Genomic DNA, 20313 nt, shown 5'->3' on the forward strand with positions numbered 1-20313 from the left:
TGCCTAACGCCCCTGGCCGTTGTGCCGCAGGGGGCTGCGTTCGGCCAGGTCTTCCAGATACTGACCGATTCCCTGGTCCTCGCGCTCCAGAAACCGGGCCACCGCGTCGGCGAACGCCGGGTGTGCCAGCCAATGGGCGCTGGTGGTTTTGACGGGCAGCAGGGCGCGTGCCATTTTGTGTTCGCCCTGGGCACCTCCCTCAAAACGCTGGTAGCCATGGGTTATGCACCACTGCAGCGGCTGGTAATAGCAGGCCTCAAAGTGCAGGCAATCCACCCGTTCCAGTGCGCCCCAGTAGCGACCATAAGCAACCCCGGCTGAATTTTGTGTCCCATTTGGGCCACCAGACGTTGCAGCATCTGCGTCAACAGCTATCAAACTGCTAGCAACCGCGCGGCCAGCCCGCTCGGCGATGAACAACAGCCAGTGCTGCGGCATGGTGTCGGCCATACGCTGGAAGAAGTCGCGGTTCAGGTAGGGTGCGTTGCCGTGCTCCAGGTAGGTGCGCTCGTAGCAGTGGTAGAAGAAATCCCAATCGGCTGGGGTGATGTCGGAGCCCTGAGCCCAGCGGAAGGTGATGCCGGCCTCCTGCACCTTGCGCCGCTCCTGGCGGATTTTCTTGCGTTTCTCCTGCGTGAGCGATGCCAGGAAGTGCTCGAAGTCGCGGTAGGCGGGGGTGGCGTTGTTCCAGTGGAATTGCACCGTGTGGCGCAGCTTCAGGCCCGCCTCGGTGCAGGCCGTCACGTCCGCCGCCTGGGCAAACAGCAGGTGCAAGGATGACAAGCCCGACTGCCGGCACCATTGCACCAGTGCCTGCACCAGCGCAGCGCGGGCGTGCGCGCTGCGGGCCAGCAGGCGGGCGCCGGGAACGGGGGTAAAGGGCACGGCCACGACGGCTTTGGGGTAGTACGACAGGCCGTGCTGCTGGTAGGCATTGGCCCAGGCCCAGTCAAACACGTATTCACCATAAGAGTGGCTTTTGGCGTACAGGGCGCAGGCTGCGACCAGCACGCCGCCCGACTCCAGCGTGAAGAAATGGGGCGCCCAACCGGTTTCCGGGGTCGCGCAGCCGCTGGTGTGCAGCGCGCAGAGGTAGGCATGGCGCATGAAGGGGCTGGCGTCGGCTTGCAGGTGCAGCAGGGTGTCCCACGCCTGGGCGTCCACGTCCAGCGGTGAGGTGACGACGCGAATGACATAATCGTTGTCAGCCATGCGGCTCCTGGTGCGCGGGCCCTGCGCCGGCAGTGCCGCTATTAACGAAACGATGTTGGTTCATGACTCTCAAACTGTGCATTGCACAACTCAATTTCATCGTCGGTGATCTGGACGGTAATGCAAAAAAAATCATCGATGCCGCCCGGCAGGCGCATGCCAGTGGCGCGCGCCTGCTGCTGACACCGGAGTTGTCGATCTGCGGCTATGCGGCCGAAGACCTGTTCCTGCGCCCGGCCTTCATCCGCGCCTGCGATGATGCCGTGAAAACAGTGGCCCGCGAGCTGGCCGGGTTAAAGGACATGACGGTGGTGGTCGGCCACCCCACGGGAGGCGACAGCCGTACCCGCTCGGTGGCGGTGCAGAACCGCTTCAATGCCGCCAGCGTGCTGTGCGAGGGGCAGGTGGTGGCCACCTATGCCAAGCGCGAGCTGCCGAACTACCAGGTGTTTGATGAACGCCGCTACTTCACGCCCGGCACCGGCGTGTGCGTGTTCGAGGCAGGCGCCGCAGGCGAGCGCATCCGCGTGGGGCTGCTCATCTGTGAGGACGCCTGGTTTGAGGAACCCGCCCGCCTGGCCCAGGAGGCCGGCGCGCAGATGCTGGCGGTGATCAATGCGTCGCCGTTCCATGTGGGCAAGGGCTATGAGCGGGAAGACACCATGCGTGAGCGCGCCCGTGCCACCGGCTTGCCGCTAGTCTATGCCCACCTGGTGGGCGGGCAGGATGAGGTGGTTTTCGAAGGCCATTCGTTCGCCTTGAATGCCGACGGTTCGGTGGCCGGTCGAGCCCCCAGTTTCCAGGAAAAACTGTTCGAAATCATTGTGGAACCTGCGCAGACAGCTATGAATATCGTAGCAACGGTGGAGCCCATCCGCTCCCCCGAGCAGGACCTGTGGGATGCGCTGGTGCTGGGGGTGCGTGATTACATCGGCAAGAACGGCTTTCCCGGCGCCATTCTGGGCTTGTCGGGCGGCATCGACTCGGCGTTGGTGCTGGCCATCGCGGTCGATGCGTTGGGTGCGGACAAGGTGCGGGCCTTCATGATGCCCTCGCCGTACACCGCCGACATCAGCTGGCTGGATGCCCGCGACATGGCCGCCCGCATGGGGGTGCGCTACGAGGAAATCTCCATCGTGCCGCAGTTCGAGGCCTTCAAGGCGTCCCTGGCACGGGAGTTTGCCGGCCTGGCGGAAGACACGACCGAGGAAAATATCCAGGCCCGCATCCGCGGCACCCTGCTGATGGCGTTGTCCAACAAGTTTGGCAGCATCGTGCTCACGACCGGTAACAAGTCGGAAATGGCCACCGGCTATTGCACGTTGTACGGCGACATGGCGGGCGGCTTTGCCGTGATCAAGGACCTGGCCAAGACGCTGGTGTTCAAGATGGCGGCCTGGCGCAACGCCCATGACCCGTACGGCACGGGCAGCAATCCGATACCCGAACGCATCATCACCCGCCCGCCCAGCGCGGAGCTGCGCCCGGACCAGACCGACCAGGACAGCCTGCCGCCCTACGAGGTGCTGGACGCCATTGTGGACCGCTACATGGAAAACGACCAGAGCATCGAAATCATCGTGGCCGCAGGTTTCGCGCGGGCCGATGTGGAGAAAGTCACCCGCCTCATCAAGATCAACGAGTACAAGCGCCGGCAGGCCCCTGTGGGTATTCGGGTGACGCATCGCAGCTTTGGCAAGGATTGGCGTTATCCTATTACCAACCGCTTTCGCGCCTGAAACCTTGTGGGTCAGATCACTTTCACAGCAAATGTGCTCTGACCCCAACTGATGAGAGAGATTTCCATGAAGCAAATTACCGCCGTTATCAAACCGTTCAAACTCGAAGAGGTGCGCGAAGCACTGGCCGAATGCGGCGTTACGGGCCTGACCGTGACCGAAGTCAAGGGCTTTGGCCGCCAGAAGGGGCATACCGAGTTGTACCGCGGCGCCGAATACGTGGTGGATTTCCTCCCCAAGGTGAAGGTGGAAGTGGTCGTCAAGACCGATGATGTGGACCGCTGCGTGGATGCCATCGTCAAGGCCGCACATACCGGAAAAATCGGGGACGGCAAGATTTTTGTCACCAACGTTGAGCGTGTGGTGCGCATCCGCACCGGCGAGCAGGACGAATCCGCCGTCTGACCGTCAGGCAAGGCGCTGGTACAGGGCGGCAGCCCATATTCCAGCGCACAGCAGCAGGCTGAGCAAGACAGCCGCGCTTCCCATGTCCTTGGCCCGCTTGGACAGATCGTTCCACTCCGGGCCAATGCGGTCAATGGCGGTTTCCACCGCCGTGTTCAGCAACTCCACCACCATCACGAACACCACGCTGGCCGCCAACAGGGCGGTTTCCACCCAGGTCTGCCCAAGCCACAGGGAGAGCGGCAGCAGGACCATAGCCGCCAGCGCTTCCTGGCGAAATGCTGTTTCGCTCCAGCCGGCGCGCAAGCCGGCCATGGAGTAGCCGGTGGCGTGCCACATGCGGCTCAGCCCCCTGCGGGCTTTTTGCGGGTTGACGGCGGCCGGGGGTGTAGGGGCATTCACGGTGTGAAAGGGTGTCGGGGGTATTACCGGCTCAAGGGCGGCGAGACGACCAGGCGGGTGCCTGCCAAGGCATCGTGCCAGAATTGCCCTTGCGGGTGCAGGCGGCTCAACAAGGCCCAGACAACCACCCAGCCGGAGATGATGAGGGCCGATTCGGCCCCGGTGAGGTGAAAGGGGGCGATGCCGGCCAGCGGGGGCAAGAACCACAGCCAGCTCAGGCAGTAGCGCGCCAATGCGCGGGCCTGAGAAATGGCGGCGCCCTGGCGGTCAACGACACGGATATCCCAGGTTTTCATGGCCAGGGTCTGGCCTTTGGCCCAGAACCATACGAAGTAAATGCCAAAAATCACAAACAGGAACGCCTGCAGGGCGTGGCGATTGTCCAAGGCGTTGTGCGTCTGGCTCAGGGTGCCAAAGAGGTAGCCCGCCAGGAAAACCACGCCAAACATCAGCATGCCTTCGTACAGCCAGCAGGCCATGCGGCGCCACAGGCCCGGGGTTTTCAATTCGTTTTGCATTGGAAAAGGTACATGCCGTTAGAGGCGACTGCGCATTGTAGGGGGATGCGCAGTGGCTTCCCGCCGAACCGGCCCCTGCGGCCTCAGTTCGCCAGAACGGGGGCGAGTGCCGGAGCTGCAGCAGGGACTGTGGCGGGCACAGGGGCTGCGGTGGGTACAGGAGCGCTGGCTGCCGGGCGGGGAGCTCGAGGCAGCAAGGTGTTGCGGTCTACCAGGGGCTTGCCGCTGGTCGCAGCGGGGCCTTGTGGCGGCGTGCGGCGGGTAACCGGTACCTTGGCCAGCTTTTCGGGCGGTACGGGCTTCACGGCGATCGCCGTGCCAACGGGTTTCTTGGGCGCGTGGGCGGCCAGTTTTTCCTTTTCTTCCGGGCTCAGGGCCTGGTAGGCTTCCCAATTGGCGGCCCGTTCAGCAGGCGGCATTTTCTTGGTTTCAGCAAAGTTCAGACGGGCCCGCTCACGGTCACGCGGTTTGAGTGCGGCCCACTCTGCCATGCGGCTGTTCAGCTTGCCCTGCTCTGCGGGCGCCATGGCGGGGTAGTTTTTCGCAATGGTGATCCATTTGCCCCTTTGGATCACGCCCAACGTGTTCCAACTCGCGGCCAGTGGCTGCAGAATTTGCTGCTGCGCCGGGGAAAGCTCTTTCCACTGGGGGCCAGCAGCGGCTGCTCCGGGTGTGGACGCCGCTGGACGTGTCACGGCCGGCGCCGCCGTCATTTTGGGGGGCTCGGGGGTTTGGGCCGAGGCCGGAGCGTGGAGGCTCAGCAGGAAGCCTGCTCCCAGCGCCATCAGTGCGGCCAGCTGGCGCGCACCGCTGCGAGCACGCCGCAAAGGGTGGAAAAACGGTAGGGGCTGCTTCAGAAAATGCTCAGTCACGGTGTTTCAGGTTCAGGTACTGCGCGAAACCGGGGTCGGTATAGGCAGCGGGCGGGAGATCATCCGTGAGGAGTGCGGCATCCACTTCAGCGAGTTCATTGGTGCGCCGCTGTTCCTCCACGACGGCAATGGCCAGCAGCCCGGCGATCAGGGCCAGCAGCGGTACCAGGGAGGCAATGCGGTTCCAGAAGCTGCGGTCGTCACCACCCATGTGCAGGGTGGCGGCACCACCATGGGACGCCACGCCGGATGCCACCTGCAGCTTCACGACCTTGCGCTGGGACAGGGCCACCATGCGGGCTGCCTTCAGGCGCTCGGAAATATCGTTGGGCAGGCTGTCGGTGGTGTCGTTCAGGCGTGCAGCGATGCTGCGCCCCAGGCTGTCCTGGTAATCGTCCCAATGGACCTCGTGCGAGTTAGTCATAGTTGTATTCCCTTTGCCTTCAAGGCTTGCGCCAGGGCATGAACAGCCCGTGAGCAGTGCGTTTTGACACTGCCTTGCGAGCAGCCCATGGCCGCAGCGGTTTCCGCGACGTCCAGTTCCTCCCAATAACGCAGCAAAAAGGCTTCCCGTTGACGTGCGGGCAATTCCTGGATCTCCGATTCGATGGCTCGCAAGGTTTGTGCCCGGTCTGTCTGGCTCTCGGTGCTTTCGTTCTGCTCGGGGCTGCTGGAGGCATGCAGGGTCTCCAACAGGTCAAAATCCCCTTCGTCGTTGGCGGATTCAAAGTCCCCCATGTTGGAAAACAGCGCGTTATGCGTCTTTTGGCGCCGAAACCAGTCCAGCGTGCAGTTGGACAGGATGCGCTGAAACAGCATGGGGAGCTCGTCGGCCGGCTTGTGGCCGTAGTGTTCGGCGAGCTTCATCATGCTCTCCTGCACGATGTCCAAAGCCGCCTCATCGTTGCGAACGTGGTACACCGAGCGTTTAAAAGCGCGCTTCTCTACGCTTTTCAGGAATTCGGCAAGTTCGCGTTCAGTAGCCAAGAGAGTCCAGCCAGAGGGTGAAAAGAAGGAGTGCCGGTGCACCGCAGCCAAAAGTGGTGCGCGCAACGGGTCGCTGCGCCGGAATTATGGCACCGGCAGCCGCTATTTCGGGGCGGAATTTTGAAAGTATGCCCGTCCAGTGCGATAATGGCGCTTGCCATCAAAAAGCAAACGGGTTTTGGTCCGGCGCACGATTCCTGCGCTTATGGCTTCAACCTTAAGTTCCGACGCGACGCCACAAGTGTTTGTGAAGGGGCACCCAAGGTTTTTCGTTAGAGAAATTCACAAAGGTTCATCATGGAAATTTCAAAAGCCGAAATCACTTCGGCCGCTACTGCATCCACTACCGGCAAGCCCCATGGGGCTGCATCTCAGGAACTTCGCGGTGCCGAAGTCCTGGTCAAAGCACTTCAGGCCGAGGGCGTCAAGTACGTCTGGGGTTATCCCGGCGGGGCCGTGCTGCATATTTACGACGCGTTTTACAAGCAAGACTCCATTCAGCACGTTCTCGTGCGCCATGAGCAGGCTGCGGTGCATGCTGCGGACGGCTATGCCCGGGCCACGGGCGACGTGGGCGTAGCGCTGGTGACCTCGGGACCCGGCGTGACCAACGCCATCACGGGTATTGCTACAGCCTATATGGACAGCATCCCCATGATCATCATCACGGGGCAGGTGCCTACCAATGCCATCGGGCTGGATGCGTTTCAGGAATGCGATACGGTGGGCATTACCCGTCCGATCGTCAAGCACAACTTTCTGGTCAAAGACGCCCACGATCTGGCCGAGACCCTGAAAAAGGCCTTCCACATTGCACGCAGCGGCCGTCCGGGCCCTGTGGTGGTGGACATTCCCAAGGACGTCTCCTTCAAGAAGGTGCCCTATGCGGGGTACCCCAGCTCGGTGGAAATGCGCTCCTACAACCCGGTGCGCAAGGGCCACGGCGGCCAGATCCGCAAGGCGCTGCAGCTGCTGCTGACCGCCAAGCGCCCCTACATCTACACGGGTGGTGGCGTGCTGCTGAGCAACGCGTCGGCCGAGCTGCGTACGCTGGTGGATATGCTGGGCTATCCCTGCACCAACACGTTGATGGGGCTGGGTGCTTATCCGGCCAGCGACCGGAAGTACCTGGGCATGCCGGGCATGCATGGCACGGTTGAAGCCAACAACGCCATGCAGAACTGCGATGTCCTGCTGGCCGTCGGTGCGCGTTTTGACGACCGTGTGATTGGCAACCCCAAACATTTCGCCCAGAACGAGCGCAAGATCATCCACGTTGATATTGATCCGTCGAGCATTTCCAAGCGCGTCAAGGTTGATATCCCGATCGTGGGCGATGTCAAGGATGTGCTCACCGAGATGATTGCCATGATCCGGGAAGGCGCCGTCAAGCCGGACGCCAGCGCGCTGGGCGCGTGGTGGGAAACGATTGATGGCTGGCGCAAACGCGACTGCCTGAAATACGACCGTGGCAACAAGGACGTCATCAAGCCCCAATTTGTGGTGGAAACGCTCTGGAACATGACCAAGGACGTGGATACCTACATCACGTCCGACGTGGGCCAGCACCAGATGTGGGCCGCCCAGTACTACCGGTTCGACGAACCCCGTCGCTGGATCAATTCGGGCGGCTTGGGCACCATGGGCGTGGGCATTCCCTATGCCATGGGTATCAAACTGGCCAAGCCTGACAGCGAAGTGTTCTGCGTTACCGGCGAGGGTTCGGTACAGATGAACATCCAGGAACTGTCCACGTGCCTGCAGTACAACACCCCGATCAAGATTGTTTCGCTGAACAACCGCTACCTGGGCATGGTGCGCCAGTGGCAAGAGGTGGAATACGAAGGGCGCTACAGCCACAGCTACATGGATGCCCTGCCCAATTTCGTGAAATTGGCCGAGGCCTATGGGCATGTGGGTATGCTGATCGAGCGTCCCCAGGATGTGGAACCGGCATTGCGTGAAGCGCGCAAGCTCAAGGACCGTACGGTGTTCATGGACTTCCGCACGGACCCGACGGAGAACGTGTTCCCGATGGTGCAGGCCGGCAAGGGACTGACCGAAATGCTGCTGGGATCGGAAGATCTTTAAGCCCTCCCTTACACACTTTATTTGACGAATCTATTGTCTGCCAAGCCCGGCTGTTACCGCAGCCGGGGGAGGGCAACGAAAAGAGGAATCTGTTCATATGAAACACATCATTGCTGTATTGCTGGAAAACGAGCCCGGTGCGCTCTCCCGCGTGGTTGGGCTGTTTTCGGCCCGGGGTTACAACATCGAGTCCCTGACGGTGGCGCCCACGGAGGACGCCACGCTGTCGCGCATGACGATCCAGACGTCGGGTTCCGATGACGTGATTGAGCAAATCACCAAGCATCTGAACCGTTTGATTGAAGTGGTTAAAGTGGTCGACCTGACCGAGGGTGCATACATCGAACGCGAACTGATGATGGTCAAGGTCCGCGCTGTGGGCAAGGAACGTGAAGAAATGAAGCGCATGGCGGACATCTTCCGTGGCCGCATCATTGACGTGACCGACAAGAGCTACACGATCGAGTTGACGGGTGACCAGTCCAAGAACGACGCCTTCCTGGAGGCATTGGAGCACGCGGCCATTCTGGAAACGGTGCGCACCGGCTCCAGCGGCATTGGCCGCGGTGAACGCATTCTGCGCGTCTAGTTAGTTGGGGCAGGACCAAGGTCTGTCCCGCAAAATTATTGGTTTTTACAACGGAGAGATGAAATGAAGGTTTTTTACGACAAGGATTGCGACCTGAGCCTGATCAAGGGCAAGACCGTTGCCATCATCGGTTACGGCAGCCAGGGTCACGCACACGCTCAGAATCTGAATGACAGCGGCGTGAAAGTGGTTGTCGGCCTGCGCAAGGGTGGCGCTTCCTGGGACAAGGTTGGCAAGGCCGGCCTGACCGTGATGGAAGTCAACGACGCTGTCAAGGCCGCTGATGTGGTCATGATCCTGTTGCCCGACGAGCAGATTGCCGAGGTGTACACCAACAACGTCGCGCCCAACATCAAGCAGGGTGCCTCCCTGGTGTTTGCCCACGGTTTCAACGTGCACTACAACCAGGTCGTGCCCCGCGCCGATCTGGACGTGTGGATGGTTGCCCCCAAGGCACCCGGTCACACCGTGCGGTCCACCTACGCCCAGGGCGGTGGTGTGCCCCACCTGATCGCCATCCACCAGGACAAGTCCGGCAAGGCTCGTGACCTGGCGCTGTCCTACGCCATGGCCAATGGCGGCGGCAAGGCCGGCATCATCGAGACCAACTTCAAGGAAGAAACGGAGACCGACCTGTTCGGCGAGCAGGCCGTATTGTGCGGTGGTGCTGTCGAGCTGATCAAGATGGGTTACGAAACCCTGGTCGAAGCCGGCTACGCCCCCGAAATGGCCTATTTCGAGTGCCTGCACGAGCTCAAGCTCATCGTCGACCTGATCTACGAAGGCGGCATCGCCAACATGAACTACTCCATCTCCAACAATGCGGAGTTTGGCGAGTACGTGACCGGCCCCGAAGTCATCAATGACCAGTCCCGCGCCGCCATGCGCAATGCCCTGAAACGCATCCAGAATGGCGACTACGCCAAGATGTTCATCCAGGAAGGCCGCTTGAACTACCCCAGCATGACCGCACGCCGTCGCAACACGGCCGACCACTCCATCGAGAAGGTGGGTGGCCAGCTGCGCGCCATGATGCCTTGGATTGCCAAGAACAAGCTCGTGGATCAGACCCGCAACTGATGCGCCCGGGCAGATGAACAAAGGCCACTTCGGTGGCCTTTGTTATTTGGAGTGGTGTTTGTTCCGGATAAATATCCGATGACTGGCTTACACTTTGGCGTGTAGCCGTGGCAGTTGGCCCCCGGTGAGGGATTCGGTTTCACCCGGATGTGCCCGGCAAGGAGAATTTATGCATGATGGAAATGATTTGGACCTGATCGACAACGGCCCCGTGGTGGTGCGCAAGCGGCGTAAAGGCATTTACATCTTGCCGAACCTGTTTACGCTGGCGGCGCTGTTTGGTGGCTTTTATGCGATTGTCATGGCCGTGAACGGGCGTTTTGAGCTGGCGGCGGTCGGGGTTTTCTGTGCCATGGTGCTGGACAGCCTGGATGGGCGTGTGGCACGCATGACCAATACGCAAAGCGCATTTGGCGAGCAGATGGATTCCTTGTCGGACATGGTCTCCTTTGGGGCAGCGCCGGCGTTGATTTCCTACGTGTGGGCCCTCAAGGGCCTGGGCCGCTGGGGGTGGTTTGCCGCTTTCGTTTACTGTGCCTGTGCTGCCTTGCGCCTGGCGCGTTTCAATGTGAACACGGCCGTGGTGGACAAGCGGTATTTCCAGGGACTGCCATCGCCCGCGGCGGCGGCCCTGGTGGCAGGGTTTATCTGGGTCTGCACCGATCTGGGCGTGAAGGGTGATGCTGTTGCATGGCCCATGTTCGTGCTGGCGATGTACGCCGGGCTGACCATGGTGACCAATGTTCCTTTTTACAGTTTCAAGGATGTCAGCATGAAGCGCAGTGTGCCGTTCGTGGTCATCGTGCTGATCGCGCTGGGCATTGCGGTCATCAACATCGACCCGCCGACCGTCATGTTCGGCCTGTTCGTTGTGTACGGGCTGAGTGGTTACGCAGTCTATGGCTGGCGCAAAGCCAAGGGTGTTCAGACCAGTGTCATCAGTACTTCAACCGATGAGCCGGACGAGCGTGGTTTGCACAAGTAACCTGGTGGTGGCCGTCGCCGCTGGGAGGCTGTAGACTTGTGTTACATTGAACCCATGAATACCTCTGTGCTAGCGCTAACCCTCCTACGCCATAACGGGCGGAAGAAGTAGCGCACGCACGCTGTTCCACAAAGGCCCGTTAGCATCCGCAACGGGCCTTTTGCGTTCAGTGGCTTTGTTTCAGGTTGCGGATTTTGAAGATCAACAGGAGTATGAGATGGCTGACAAATTAATCATTTTTGACACCACGTTGCGCGATGGCGAGCAATCTCCCGGCGCGTCCATGACGCGTGACGAGAAACTGCGCATTGCCCGGCAACTGGAACGGTTGAAAGTGGACGTGATCGAGGCCGGCTTTGCCGCCAGCTCCAACGGGGATTTTGAAGCCGTCCAGCTCATTGCCAACACCATCAAGGACTCCACGATCTGCTCCCTGTCGCGCGCCAATGACCGCGACATTTCGCGCGCCGCGGAGGCGCTCAAGGGGGCCAACCGCGCCCGCATCCACACCTTCATTGCCACATCGCCCTTGCACATGGAGAAGAAGCTGCGCATGACACCGGATCAGGTCTGGGAGCAGGCCCGGCAGTCGGTGCGCTTTGCCCGCAACCTGGTGGAAGACATCGAATTCAGTCCGGAAGACGGATACCGCAGCGACGTGGATTTCTTGTGCCGCGTCATCGAAGCGGTCATCCAGGAAGGTGCCACCACCATCAACGTGCCCGATACGGTGGGTTATGCCATTCCGGAGTTGTACGGCAACTTCATCAAGACCCTGCGCGAACGCATCCCCAACTCGGACAAGGCTGTCTGGTCGGTACATTGTCACAATGACCTGGGCATGGCGGTGGCCAACTCCCTGGCGGGCGTGAAGATTGGCGGCGCGCGCCAGGTGGAGTGCACCATCAACGGCCTGGGCGAGCGGGCTGGCAACTGCAGTCTGGAAGAAGTCGTCATGGCGGTCAAGACCCGCCGGGATTACTTCAACCTGGATGTGGGCATTGATACCCGTCACATCCTCGCGGCGAGCCGTATGGTCAGCCAGACCACCGGTTTTGTGGTGCAGCCCAACAAGGCAGTCGTGGGCGCCAATGCGTTTGCCCACGCATCCGGTATCCACCAGGACGGCGTCCTGAAGGCCCGAGACACCTACGAGATCATGCGCGCTGAAGACGTGGGCTGGACGGCCAACAAAATTGTTCTGGGCAAGCTCAGCGGCCGCAATGCGTTCAAGCAGCGCTTGCAGGAATTGGGCGTGCAGATGGAGAGTGAAGGTGACATCAACACTGCCTTTGCGCGCTTCAAGGAACTGGCAGACCGCAAGAGCGAAATTTTCGACGAAGACATTCTGGCCCTGGTGAGCGACGAGAGCGTCACCCACGACAAGGAGCAATACGGGTTCGTGTCCTTGTCGCAGCGCAGCGAAACCGGGGAGCGCCCCCAGGCGTCCATTGTGTTCACCGTGGACGGCAAGGAGGTCCAGGGTACATCGGAAGGCAACGGGCCCGTGGATGCCTCGCTGAAGGCGATTGAGGCGCACGTCAAGAGTGGCGCCGAGATGGTGCTGTATTCCGTCAATGCCATCAGCGGCTCGACGGAAAGCCAGGGTGAGGTGACCGTGCGCCTGCAGAACAGCGGGCGGGTGGTCAATGGCGTGGGTGCTGACCCCGACATCGTGGTCGCGTCGGCCAAGGCCTACCTGAGCGCACTCAACAAATTGCAGAGCAAGGCAGATCGGGTGGCTGCACAGGGTTAGGGTAAATACCTATTAGCTACCTATTTGTTGAAGTTTGTCGCGCAAGTGCTTGATCTTGCGCGACTTTTTTGTTTAAATTCTGACCTGTTTGCAAGGTTCCCAGCCGCATTCTGTTCGCTTGCCTTGTTGTACTGTTGGAAGACCTCATGAAACGACATATTTTCCGGTTCGGTTTGCTGGCCGTTTTGTCTTCGCTGGCTTTGGTGTCCACCCAGGCGACGGCAACCCAACGGCAGTCCGCCACCGCCAAACAACGCGTCGTCAAGCGTATTCCTGCCAAGATGCAGGTCGCACGCAAGCGCCCCACGGTCCGGGTTGCGGCAGTTCCCAAGACCCCTTCGTACGGGCAGCTTGCCGGTTTGCATGGCGGGCGTGATGCGCTGGATCTGAAATCCAGCGTGGCCTTGGTGGTCGACCAGGACACCAAGGAAGTGCTTTTCCGGAAAAATGAAATGGCAGTGCTTCCCATTGCCTCCATTACCAAGTTGATGACCGGTTTGCTCATCAGTGAAGCCAAGCTGCCCATGGACGAGATGATCACCATCACCCAGGCAGACGTGGACATGGAAAAGGGCAGTTCGTCCCGGTTGAGCGTGGGAACGGAGTTGAGCCGGGGTGAGCTGTTGCACCTGGCATTGATGTCCAGCGAAAACCGTGCGGCCCATGCCCTGGGGCGCAGTTATCCTGGGGGTCTTCCGGTGTTCGTCGGTCTGATGAACGCCCGTGCCCGGATGTTGGGGATGACGGATACCAGCTATGTCGAGCCGACAGGGTTGTCGAGCAAGAACCAGTCCAGCGCCCGCGATCTGGCCACGCTGGTGAATTTTGCGTCCGGTGACCCCACTTTGCGGGAACTGTCCACATCGACGGGTTACCAGGTTGCCGTTGGCCGCCGGACCTTGCAGTACAACAACACCAACCGGTTGGTGAAGAACCCCGCCTGGGACATCGGTCTGCAAAAGACGGGCTACATCACCGAAGCCGGGCAGTGCCTGGTCATGCAGGCCAAGGTGGCAGGGCGCCAACTCATCATGGTGTTTCTGGACTCCGCTGGCAAACTCAGCCGTATTGCGGATGCGGAACGTGTGAAGCGCTGGGTCGAGTCTTTCCCGGTACCCGCCAACAGGAACGTACCCCTGGCGCGCACGGAGCTCGACCAGCGGGTGGTCGCCAATTAAGAGTCTGGATTAGCGGGAGGTGCTGGGCTTGTGCCCCAGCGTCTCCGAGATCTGCCGCGCGGCTTCTTTCAGCTTGGGCAGCCAGCTGTCTTCCAGGCGTTCGGAGGGGGCCGATATGGACAGCCCCGCCACCAGTTTGTCCTGGTCGTCGTAGATGCCTGCGGCCATGCAGCGTACCCCAAGTTCCAGTTCTTCGTTGTCGCTGGCCTGGCCGTATTGCCGCACCTTGGAGAGTTCCCGCTCCAGGTCCTCGAGCTGTGTGATGCTGTTTTTCGTATGCCCCTGCAGGCCCGTACGCGCCGCATAGGAGCGGATGCGCTGGGGGTCATCCACGGACAGGAACAATTTGCCTACGGAAGTCAGGTGCAGCGGAGCGCGACCACCTATGGCTCGCACCACCTGCATGCCGGAGCGTTCGCTGTAGGCGCGTTCGACATACACAATTTCGTCGCCCTGGCGCACGCTCAGGCTCACGGGCTGCTGTGTGAGTTTGTGCAATTCCCGCATGGGAACCACGGCCGCGTCGCGCACGTTCAGGCGCCCCTTGACCAGATTGCCCAACTCCAGCAGGCGCATGCCCAGACGGTAGCTGCCGGGCTGTGTGCGGTCCACAAAACGGCCGGTGGCCAGGTCGTTCAGGATACGGTGGGTGGTGGAGGGATGGAGACCGGCTTTTTCGCTGATTTCCTTCAGGGTGATTGCCTCCTCGCGCGAGGCGAGTACATCAATCAGCGTGAATATGCGTTCAATGACTTGAACCGCCGGTGTGGCGGGAAGATCGGGATTTTTTTTGGTCATGGTGCTTTGGTAGCCCTTATCTTATCCGCTGCCACCCGGGCATTGCAGGTGTGCCACTGGCCGTTGAGCAAAAGCTGCATCGGTGCAAACCTGGCCTTGTAGTTCATCTTGGGGCTGTCCTCAATCCAGTAGCCCAGGTAGACAAAAGCCAGCCCCAGATGCCGGGCCTGCTGAATTTGCCAGAGCACATTGAACGTTCCGTAGCTGGCGGCCTCGTTCGGTTCGTAAAACGTGTACACCGCGGATAGTCCGTCATCCAGCACATCCAGGATGGACACCATTCGGAGCGCGCCTGGTGAGCCATCGGTCGTCGGCTCGCGGAATTCGACCAGCCGTGAGTTGACCCTGCTTTGCAGCAGGAACTGGGTGTACTGGTCAATGCTGTCTTCGTCCATGCCGCCGCCAGCGTGGCGGCTGTTCTGGTAGCGCCGGTACAGGGCGTAGTGCTCGGCCACGAAGCCGAGTTTGAGCACACGTACCGACAAGGCCTGGTGGCGTACCCAGGCCCGGCGCTGGCTCCGGTTGGGCTGGAAACGGGCCGCTACCACCCGCAGGGGCGTGCAGGCCTGGCAACCCTCGCAGTACGGCCGGTAGGTGAACATTCCGCTGCGGCGAAAGCCCCGCGTCACCAGTTCCGAATAGGTGGAATTGTTGATCAGGTGGCTGGGTGTAGCCACTTGCGACCGTGCCTGCCGGTTCGGCAGGTAACTGCACTCGTAGGGCGCCGTGGCGTAAAACTGCAGCGTCTGTAGCGGAAGGTCCTTGAGGTCTGTCACGGTGGGTTACTCAGGCAGACAATATGTGCTCCCAGTATAGGGGGGAGAAACGCCAGTTCACTTCCGGTTCCCTTTGCGCCTGCTGGATGTGTGCCAAAAAGGCCTCGCGTGGCATCTCCGCGGCTCCCAGCGATGCCAGGTGACGGGTATTTTGCTGGCAGTCAATCAGGGCAATGGCATGGTGGCGGCAGAAACCCACCAGTGCAGCCAGTGCAATCTTGGACGCGTCAGGCACCCGCGCAAACATCGACTCGCCAAAGACGGCACGGCCCAGTGCCACGCAATACAGCCCACCAACCAGTTCGCCGTTGATCCAGGTCTCCACGCTGTGTGCATGGCCCGCGGCGTGCAGGCGGGTGTAGGCCTGCACCATGGCGGGCAGGATCCAGGTGCCGGGCTGGCCCTGCCGGGGTGTGCTGGCACAGGCTTGAATGACCGCCGGGAAGGCGGTGTTGAAACGCACCTCGCAACCCGTGTCCGCCCGAAAGCGGAGCAACACCTTGCGCAGGGAGCGGTGAAGGCGGAAGTTGGCAACCTGCAAGGCCATGCGCGGGTCCGGACTCCACCATAGGATGGGTTGCCCCTGACTGAACCACGGGAAAATGCCGTGGGCATAGGCGCGTTGCAAGGTGTCGACTTCGAGATCACCACCAGCGGCCAACAGACCGGGTGCGTCAGATTGCGCACCCCAAGCGGACGCCACTGGTGGAAACGCGCTGCCGGGTTCCAGCCAGGGCAGGGAAGGGGATGATCGGGGCATGGGGGAGTGAGTGTCGGCGTGGTCTGCAAATATATTACGGCCCGGGTGGGGCGCACGGTTCCAGCGGTTAGAATACTAGCTGTCGGGGCGTAGCGCAGCCTGGTAGCGCATCTGGTTTGGGACCAGAGGGTCGAAGGTTCGAATCCTTTCGCCCCGACCATTAATTTTGGCCAGAGTAACGCACTCTGGCCTCTTCGTTTCAGGGTTCACACAACCCTTTGCCTTCTGTCCGTAGCTCAGTTGGATAGAGCATCAGCCTTCTAAGCTGAGGGTCGGGGGTTCGATCCCCTCCGGACAGGCCATATTCCCCATGTCCAGTCTGGACGGTTTGTCACTAGAACCATAACCGTGCCGCCTAGGAACGCTTATGCCTCCAAAGAGGGGCGGAACACTTATGCTTCCACCTTGGTTGCGGACCCTTATGACGTGCCGCGATCACTGCAGACCAGAAATTCCTGAATGAATTTAATGCGTTGGATGTTCAGAGAGCAATCTTGGCGCATCTTCGATAACATTATTTTTCTGCATTTCCGGCACGCTTATGGTTCTCTGCGGCACGGATATGCCTCCCAAGAATTTCTGAAATCTGACTACCTTAGCCAGCTTTCGGTGACCAACTAACGTTTGATCGAGTGCTGTCGGCTCCTAGCTGTTGCAGACCGTCGCTGGCCAGTTCAATGCCACCCCCGCCAAGCTATAACGGCAAGCACGATCTGTTTCCTTCAACTAACTTCCTCGTCCTCAATTCGTTCTTCAATCGCAAGCTGGTGGCGAGTCCATTCCTTTTCGATATTCGGGTTCTCGCGAATTTGCTGCTCTATCTGGAGCGAGGCCCGGTACTCCTCAGCTTCAGCTTTCATTGTCCAGTGTGTCGCAACGCCAAGTTTTTCCAACTCCGTTCGAATTTCGGGCAATCCGATACGAAAAAACTCCTTGCGAGGATTAACTTTGTTCAGCTGTTGACGCAGGAAGTGGCGATGCAATGATTTTTCGAGACTTGGCGCGTCCTCGCTGAAGATCATGGCGTGGATATCGAACTCGAAGGGAACACTGGCATCTCCCAGCTCACGAACTCGATCCTTGGGTTCAAGTCGACGGGTCATTCCGATCTTGAACACTTCTTCACCGAACGAGCCGATATTGGAAATCACATAGACATGGCCTGTGCGCGTCTGCTGGGCCATGGACAGAGCGCGTTGATTCTTTTCTTCAGCCTGCTTCAGCTTCTCCTCTAGGTCGTGCAGTTTGGCTTCGAATTCGGCTCGTTGCGCTTCGTTAGCGGTGGCTATCCTCACGCTTCTGAGACGATCGCGCGAACCGGCGACTCTTCACCACCTGATCGAACTCTACGAGCACTTGATTCCCGGTGAGCCCGTGGCTGTCTTCACGGCGATCCACGCGATCCTGACCGGTCCGGGTGCCGAGGAGGGCTACCAGTTCGAAAGCCTCGGCAACACTGCGGTCGTGAAGGTATTGAGACGCTACATAGCCGACCATCGCAGCATCTTCGAGGACCCTCAGAGACGCGCGAAGCTCGTGGAGATCCTCCAGCTATTCTCGGACGTCGGATGGACCGATGCGATTAGGCTTCTATACGAGTTGCCCGACCTGCTGAGGTAAAACGGCAAGGGTTAAGGAAAATTCGGAGCGACGCGCCTACCCGCTAATGCTGGGGCCGCCGCCCAGTGGTGGCGCGGCGGGCCACCGAAAAGGTAAATCCGCAGGGTCTAAAACCCTACTTCTCGACTCAATCTATTTGAGGGCTGCCCATCGACGTGTCTCACCGCCGAGGGGCCTTCTTTAGGTGGCTGCTTTCGCGCAATACCGGTAGCCTTACTGTGACGAGATCGGGTCGACGAGTGTCGTCTCTGGGGCGGGAGCGTCAGTTCAGACCGAAGCGTCGAATGTCTCAGTCCAGCCTAAAGCGGTCATTGAGCCTGGACTCTTGAACGTCGGTTACTGGCCCAAAGTCGACTTCCCGCACGAAGTAGTTGCGTTCGGTTATCCGCCTCACTGCCTCCTATGCACAAAGGATAGATCTGGCTTGCCTACCTTCATGCGAGCAGTTCAATCCGCAGATGTGCTTAGATGCACGACCTATTGCGAGTCCGAAGTTGGTATCTGATAGCCCGTGACGTTTAAGAGATGCAAGCACGCTTTAACTACGTTGGGATCGTAAAGTGTGCCGCTGTTGCGCTCAATTTCATTCTGCGCTGCCTCAAGTCCAAGCCCCGCACGATAAGGTCGATGCGAGGTCATGGATTCAATCACGTCAGCGACGGCGATTATGCGTGCCTCCAACAAAATTTCATCGCCTTTTAGTCCATCCGGGTAGCCACTGCCATCCATGCGCTCATGGTGCTGCTTCGCAACATCGGCAAGAGGCCAAGGCGAGTCAATCCTCTTGAGAATCTGGTAGCCCTGTTCCGCATGCTCCTTGACGAGCACAAATTCAGCCTCGGTCAGACGTCGTGGACGAGTGAGTATCTCTGCAGGAACGGCAATCTTGCCGACGTCATGCACAGCGCCGGCAATGGTCAGTCCCAACTTGACGTTGTCATCCAGTCCCATTTCGTTGGCAATCGCTGCAGCAATTTTTCCGACACGCTCCTCATGACCGGCCGTGTAGGGGTCACGCAGGTCCACCATTCCTGAAATAGCACTTATCGTGCCCATAACCATGCGCTCAATGCGCTCAACGTGTTCCTTGATAGTCTGGTCTGCGCGCATCTTTTGCGTGACATCTTGCATGACGCCCATGATCACCTTGGCGCCATTGAACTCAATCAAACTGCCATGCACCCCTAGATTCACCTCCGTTTGATCTTTACGCCATCCAGTGAATTCAAAATGAACATCTGCAAGTTCACCAGACAAGCATTTTTGGATGTAGTCAGCAACACGATTCCAATCTTTCTTGACTACCAGATCCATTGGCCTTTTCAGCACAACTTCATCGGGGCGATAGCCAAAATAGCCTGCTGCAGTTGGATTGGCATAAACCATGGCGTCAGCGCTGATGATGTAAATCCCAACCAGAGATTGCTCAGCCAGTGCCCTGAACCGGGTTTCGCTCTCCGCCAGTTTTTTTTGCGCAAGCACGCGCTGGGTGATATCGCGCAGGATCGTGGAGGCCAAAGTTCGCCCGCTGGCATCCATGAATTCCTGATAGGAAATCTCTACCTCAAACTTCTCGCCGTTCTTTCGAACCAGCGTGACCTGTCCCATAAACCGCCCGGTCGTTTTTGCGGTGACCAAGGCATCCTCCAATCGGGCATCGCTCAAGTCAAAGACCAGGGAACGTCCTGAGCGTTGGAATTCCTCTTCTGTATACCCAAACATTCTCTGGGCGCTTCGGTTGGCATGAAGAATTTTCCCTTCGGGAGTCTCCAAAAAAATGCCATCCAAAGTATGTTCAAAAAGCAGCTGAAACCTCGCCTCGCTTCTGAGTAAAAGGTCACTCTCTCTTGCCTTGCGCTCCGTTATGTCACGGACGGCCGTGACATGGATAGCCTCCCCGTTATGGTCAATCGTTCGGCCATGCGCTTCAACGGCCTTGTGGCTCCCGTCTTTGCATCGCAAGCCATATTCAATACAGCTTTCAAGCCCAATCTTGACATTGACCACCACGTGCTCGCGCCTGTCGACGGAAATCAGGTCGCTAACGGTGCGTCCCATTAGTTCATCTTTACCGAAACCCGACAGCTTTGAAAATTGTTCGTTGCAATCAATCAGCACGCCCTTTCTGCTAACGGCGATACCTTCAAAGGTAGCCTCAGCAAGCATTTGAAAGCGGTGCGCGTTCTTTTCGAGTTCACTTAACTCTGTGCTCATGGTGTTCCTCCCTCTCCGCGTTCTGCAATTGCTTGATTAGCGTCAATTTGCGCGGGTATTGTTGTCACACGTTTGCCTAGTGTGAAGGCCAATTGCTAACTTGTATAGGTAGTTATAAGGCGCAATTCAAACCCTTTGAGCGATAGGGTGATGAGGTGTATGAAATCGCGCGAACGCACCGAGGTACTCGACTGCTAAGCACGTCTGTCAACGACCACCGACAGCAATCGACCCAAAGCGGAATTCTGCCGATTGAATTCATCCCGCGAAAGCAGACATACATAAGGGCCTGCAATTGGCCCGAAGCATCCCAGGCTGATGGATCGCGAAA

The 20313-nt window shown here is 59.4% G+C and carries 20 protein-coding genes and 2 tRNA genes; 11 read left to right on the top strand and 11 right to left on the bottom strand.

The window, feature by feature from the left end:
- Positions 1–3 precede the first annotated feature (3 nt).
- The gene (locus tag AC1Q5W_RS00105; RefSeq protein WP_492645694.1) at positions 4–1212 is read right to left on the bottom strand and encodes a GNAT family N-acetyltransferase; all 1209 of its coding nucleotides are present in this window, start codon (positions 1210–1212) and stop codon (positions 4–6) included.
- 62 nt (positions 1213–1274) lie between these two features.
- Here AC1Q5W_RS00105 and AC1Q5W_RS00110 point away from each other — a divergent pair, with 62 nt between their 5' ends.
- Both AC1Q5W_RS00110 and AC1Q5W_RS00115 read left to right on the top strand, forming a co-directional pair.
- On the top strand, positions 1275–2951 hold the full coding sequence (locus tag AC1Q5W_RS00110) for an NAD+ synthase (RefSeq protein ID WP_492645695.1): 1677 nt from the start codon (positions 1275–1277) through the stop codon (positions 2949–2951).
- Between the two features lie 66 nt (positions 2952–3017).
- Complete coding sequence (locus AC1Q5W_RS00115; protein ID WP_492645696.1) at positions 3018–3356, top strand: P-II family nitrogen regulator; 339 nt, start codon at positions 3018–3020, stop codon at positions 3354–3356.
- 3 nt (positions 3357–3359) lie between these two features.
- Here the strand turns inward: AC1Q5W_RS00115 and AC1Q5W_RS00120 are convergent, their stop codons facing one another.
- From AC1Q5W_RS00120 to AC1Q5W_RS00140, 5 genes are all read right to left on the bottom strand, one after another.
- Positions 3360–3695 carry a diacylglycerol kinase gene (locus AC1Q5W_RS00120; RefSeq protein ID WP_492646179.1) on the bottom strand — a complete coding sequence of 112 codons (336 nt, stop codon included), beginning with the start codon at positions 3693–3695 and terminating at the stop codon, positions 3360–3362.
- Positions 3696–3781: 86 nt separating this feature from the next.
- The gene (locus AC1Q5W_RS00125; RefSeq protein WP_492645697.1) at positions 3782–4276 is read right to left on the bottom strand and encodes an RDD family protein; all 495 of its coding nucleotides are present in this window, start codon (positions 4274–4276) and stop codon (positions 3782–3784) included.
- An 83-nt stretch (positions 4277–4359) separates the two neighbouring features.
- Entirely contained in the window at positions 4360–5148 is a 789-nt protein-coding gene (locus AC1Q5W_RS00130) for a DUF3106 domain-containing protein (protein ID WP_492645698.1), read from the bottom strand.
- On the bottom strand, positions 5141–5572 hold the full coding sequence (locus AC1Q5W_RS00135; RefSeq protein WP_492645699.1) for a DUF3619 family protein: 432 nt from the start codon (positions 5570–5572) through the stop codon (positions 5141–5143). The genes AC1Q5W_RS00130 and AC1Q5W_RS00135 overlap by 8 nt, the downstream gene beginning before the upstream one ends.
- Positions 5569–6135 carry an RNA polymerase sigma factor gene (locus AC1Q5W_RS00140; RefSeq protein WP_492646180.1) on the bottom strand — a complete coding sequence of 189 codons (567 nt, stop codon included), beginning with the start codon at positions 6133–6135 and terminating at the stop codon, positions 5569–5571. Before AC1Q5W_RS00140 ends, AC1Q5W_RS00135 begins: the two co-directional genes overlap by 4 nt.
- A gap of 297 nt (positions 6136–6432) precedes the next feature.
- On the opposite strand from AC1Q5W_RS00140, the gene AC1Q5W_RS00145 reads away from it, so the two are divergent.
- The 6 genes from AC1Q5W_RS00145 (at position 6433) to AC1Q5W_RS00170 (ending at position 13814) form a co-directional block, all read left to right on the top strand.
- Positions 6433–8226 (top strand): acetolactate synthase 3 catalytic subunit, encoded by a 1794-nt coding sequence (locus tag AC1Q5W_RS00145; protein WP_492645700.1) that lies wholly within the window; start codon positions 6433–6435, stop codon positions 8224–8226.
- Positions 8227–8323: 97 nt separating this feature from the next.
- Entirely contained in the window at positions 8324–8815 is a 492-nt protein-coding gene (gene ilvN, locus AC1Q5W_RS00150) for an acetolactate synthase small subunit (protein ID WP_492645701.1), read from the top strand.
- Between the two features lie 63 nt (positions 8816–8878).
- Positions 8879–9895 (top strand): ketol-acid reductoisomerase, encoded by a 1017-nt coding sequence (gene ilvC / locus AC1Q5W_RS00155; protein ID WP_492645702.1) that lies wholly within the window; start codon positions 8879–8881, stop codon positions 9893–9895.
- Positions 9896–10064: 169 nt separating this feature from the next.
- Complete coding sequence (gene pssA, locus AC1Q5W_RS00160; protein ID WP_492645703.1) at positions 10065–10880, top strand: CDP-diacylglycerol--serine O-phosphatidyltransferase; 816 nt, start codon at positions 10065–10067, stop codon at positions 10878–10880.
- Between the two features lie 217 nt (positions 10881–11097).
- Positions 11098–12636, top strand: coding sequence for a 2-isopropylmalate synthase (locus tag AC1Q5W_RS00165; RefSeq protein ID WP_492645704.1), 1539 nt, complete (start codon positions 11098–11100; stop codon positions 12634–12636).
- Between the two features lie 146 nt (positions 12637–12782).
- Positions 12783–13814 (top strand): serine hydrolase, encoded by a 1032-nt coding sequence (locus AC1Q5W_RS00170; protein ID WP_492645705.1) that lies wholly within the window; start codon positions 12783–12785, stop codon positions 13812–13814.
- Between the two features lie 9 nt (positions 13815–13823).
- On the opposite strand, the gene AC1Q5W_RS00175 is transcribed toward AC1Q5W_RS00170, so the two are convergent.
- Genes AC1Q5W_RS00175 through aat form a run of 3 tightly spaced genes read right to left on the bottom strand, consistent with a single transcriptional unit; the run spans position 13824 to position 16148 of the window.
- A complete protein-coding gene (locus AC1Q5W_RS00175) occupies positions 13824–14612 on the bottom strand; it encodes an IclR family transcriptional regulator (protein ID WP_492645706.1) in 789 nt (262 codons plus the stop codon).
- Positions 14609–15388 carry an arginyltransferase gene (locus AC1Q5W_RS00180; RefSeq protein WP_492645707.1) on the bottom strand — a complete coding sequence of 260 codons (780 nt, stop codon included), beginning with the start codon at positions 15386–15388 and terminating at the stop codon, positions 14609–14611. The genes AC1Q5W_RS00175 and AC1Q5W_RS00180 overlap by 4 nt, the downstream gene beginning before the upstream one ends.
- A 10-nt stretch (positions 15389–15398) precedes the next feature.
- Positions 15399–16148 carry a leucyl/phenylalanyl-tRNA--protein transferase gene (aat, locus tag AC1Q5W_RS00185; RefSeq protein WP_492645708.1) on the bottom strand — a complete coding sequence of 250 codons (750 nt, stop codon included), beginning with the start codon at positions 16146–16148 and terminating at the stop codon, positions 15399–15401.
- An 83-nt stretch (positions 16149–16231) separates the two neighbouring features.
- Here aat and AC1Q5W_RS00190 point away from each other — a divergent pair.
- Both AC1Q5W_RS00190 and AC1Q5W_RS00195 read left to right on the top strand, forming a co-directional pair.
- Positions 16232–16308, top strand: a tRNA-Pro gene (locus tag AC1Q5W_RS00190).
- Positions 16309–16373: 65 nt separating this feature from the next.
- Positions 16374–16450: transfer RNA gene (locus AC1Q5W_RS00195), tRNA-Arg, on the top strand.
- A 420-nt stretch (positions 16451–16870) separates the two neighbouring features.
- Here AC1Q5W_RS00195 and AC1Q5W_RS00200 read toward each other — a convergent pair.
- Positions 16871–17443, bottom strand: a complete 573-nt coding sequence (locus AC1Q5W_RS00200) for a GIY-YIG nuclease family protein (protein WP_492645709.1) — start codon at positions 17441–17443, stop codon at positions 16871–16873.
- 79 nt (positions 17444–17522) lie between these two features.
- Here AC1Q5W_RS00200 and AC1Q5W_RS00205 point away from each other — a divergent pair, with 79 nt between their 5' ends.
- Positions 17523–17768 (top strand): hypothetical protein, encoded by a 246-nt coding sequence (locus AC1Q5W_RS00205; RefSeq protein WP_492703988.1) that lies wholly within the window; start codon positions 17523–17525, stop codon positions 17766–17768.
- A gap of 477 nt (positions 17769–18245) precedes the next feature.
- On the opposite strand, the gene AC1Q5W_RS00210 is transcribed toward AC1Q5W_RS00205, so the two are convergent.
- Entirely contained in the window at positions 18246–19982 is a 1737-nt protein-coding gene (locus tag AC1Q5W_RS00210; RefSeq protein ID WP_492645711.1) for a PAS domain S-box protein, read from the bottom strand.
- Positions 19983–20313 lie beyond the last annotated feature (331 nt).

The sequence above is a fragment of the Rhodoferax sp. MLSD5-FHT05B10 genome, from assembly GCF_058793415.1.

Bases quoted from the DNA above. Each gene is read 5' to 3' on its own strand.
- AC1Q5W_RS00105 (WP_492645694.1), bottom strand. From the start codon at position 1,212: ATGGCTGACAACGATTATGTCATTCGCGTCGTCACCTCACCGCTGGAC.
- AC1Q5W_RS00110 (WP_492645695.1), top strand. From the start codon at position 1,275: ATGACTCTCAAACTGTGCATTGCACAACTCAATTTCATCGTCGGTGAT.
- AC1Q5W_RS00115 (WP_492645696.1), top strand. From the start codon at position 3,018: ATGAAGCAAATTACCGCCGTTATCAAACCGTTCAAACTCGAAGAGGTG.
- AC1Q5W_RS00120 (WP_492646179.1), bottom strand. From the start codon at position 3,695: ATGTGGCACGCCACCGGCTACTCCATGGCCGGCTTGCGCGCCGGCTGG.
- AC1Q5W_RS00125 (WP_492645697.1), bottom strand. From the start codon at position 4,276: ATGCAAAACGAATTGAAAACCCCGGGCCTGTGGCGCCGCATGGCCTGC.
- AC1Q5W_RS00135 (WP_492645699.1), bottom strand. From the start codon at position 5,572: ATGACTAACTCGCACGAGGTCCATTGGGACGATTACCAGGACAGCCTG.
- AC1Q5W_RS00145 (WP_492645700.1), top strand. From the start codon at position 6,433: ATGGAAATTTCAAAAGCCGAAATCACTTCGGCCGCTACTGCATCCACT.
- ilvN (WP_492645701.1), top strand. From the start codon at position 8,324: ATGAAACACATCATTGCTGTATTGCTGGAAAACGAGCCCGGTGCGCTC.
- ilvC (WP_492645702.1), top strand. From the start codon at position 8,879: ATGAAGGTTTTTTACGACAAGGATTGCGACCTGAGCCTGATCAAGGGC.
- pssA (WP_492645703.1), top strand. From the start codon at position 10,065: ATGCATGATGGAAATGATTTGGACCTGATCGACAACGGCCCCGTGGTG.
- AC1Q5W_RS00165 (WP_492645704.1), top strand. From the start codon at position 11,098: ATGGCTGACAAATTAATCATTTTTGACACCACGTTGCGCGATGGCGAG.
- AC1Q5W_RS00170 (WP_492645705.1), top strand. From the start codon at position 12,783: ATGAAACGACATATTTTCCGGTTCGGTTTGCTGGCCGTTTTGTCTTCG.
- AC1Q5W_RS00175 (WP_492645706.1), bottom strand. From the start codon at position 14,612: ATGACCAAAAAAAATCCCGATCTTCCCGCCACACCGGCGGTTCAAGTC.
- aat (WP_492645708.1), bottom strand. From the start codon at position 16,148: ATGCCCCGATCATCCCCTTCCCTGCCCTGGCTGGAACCCGGCAGCGCG.
- AC1Q5W_RS00210 (WP_492645711.1), bottom strand. From the start codon at position 19,982: ATGAGCACAGAGTTAAGTGAACTCGAAAAGAACGCGCACCGCTTTCAA.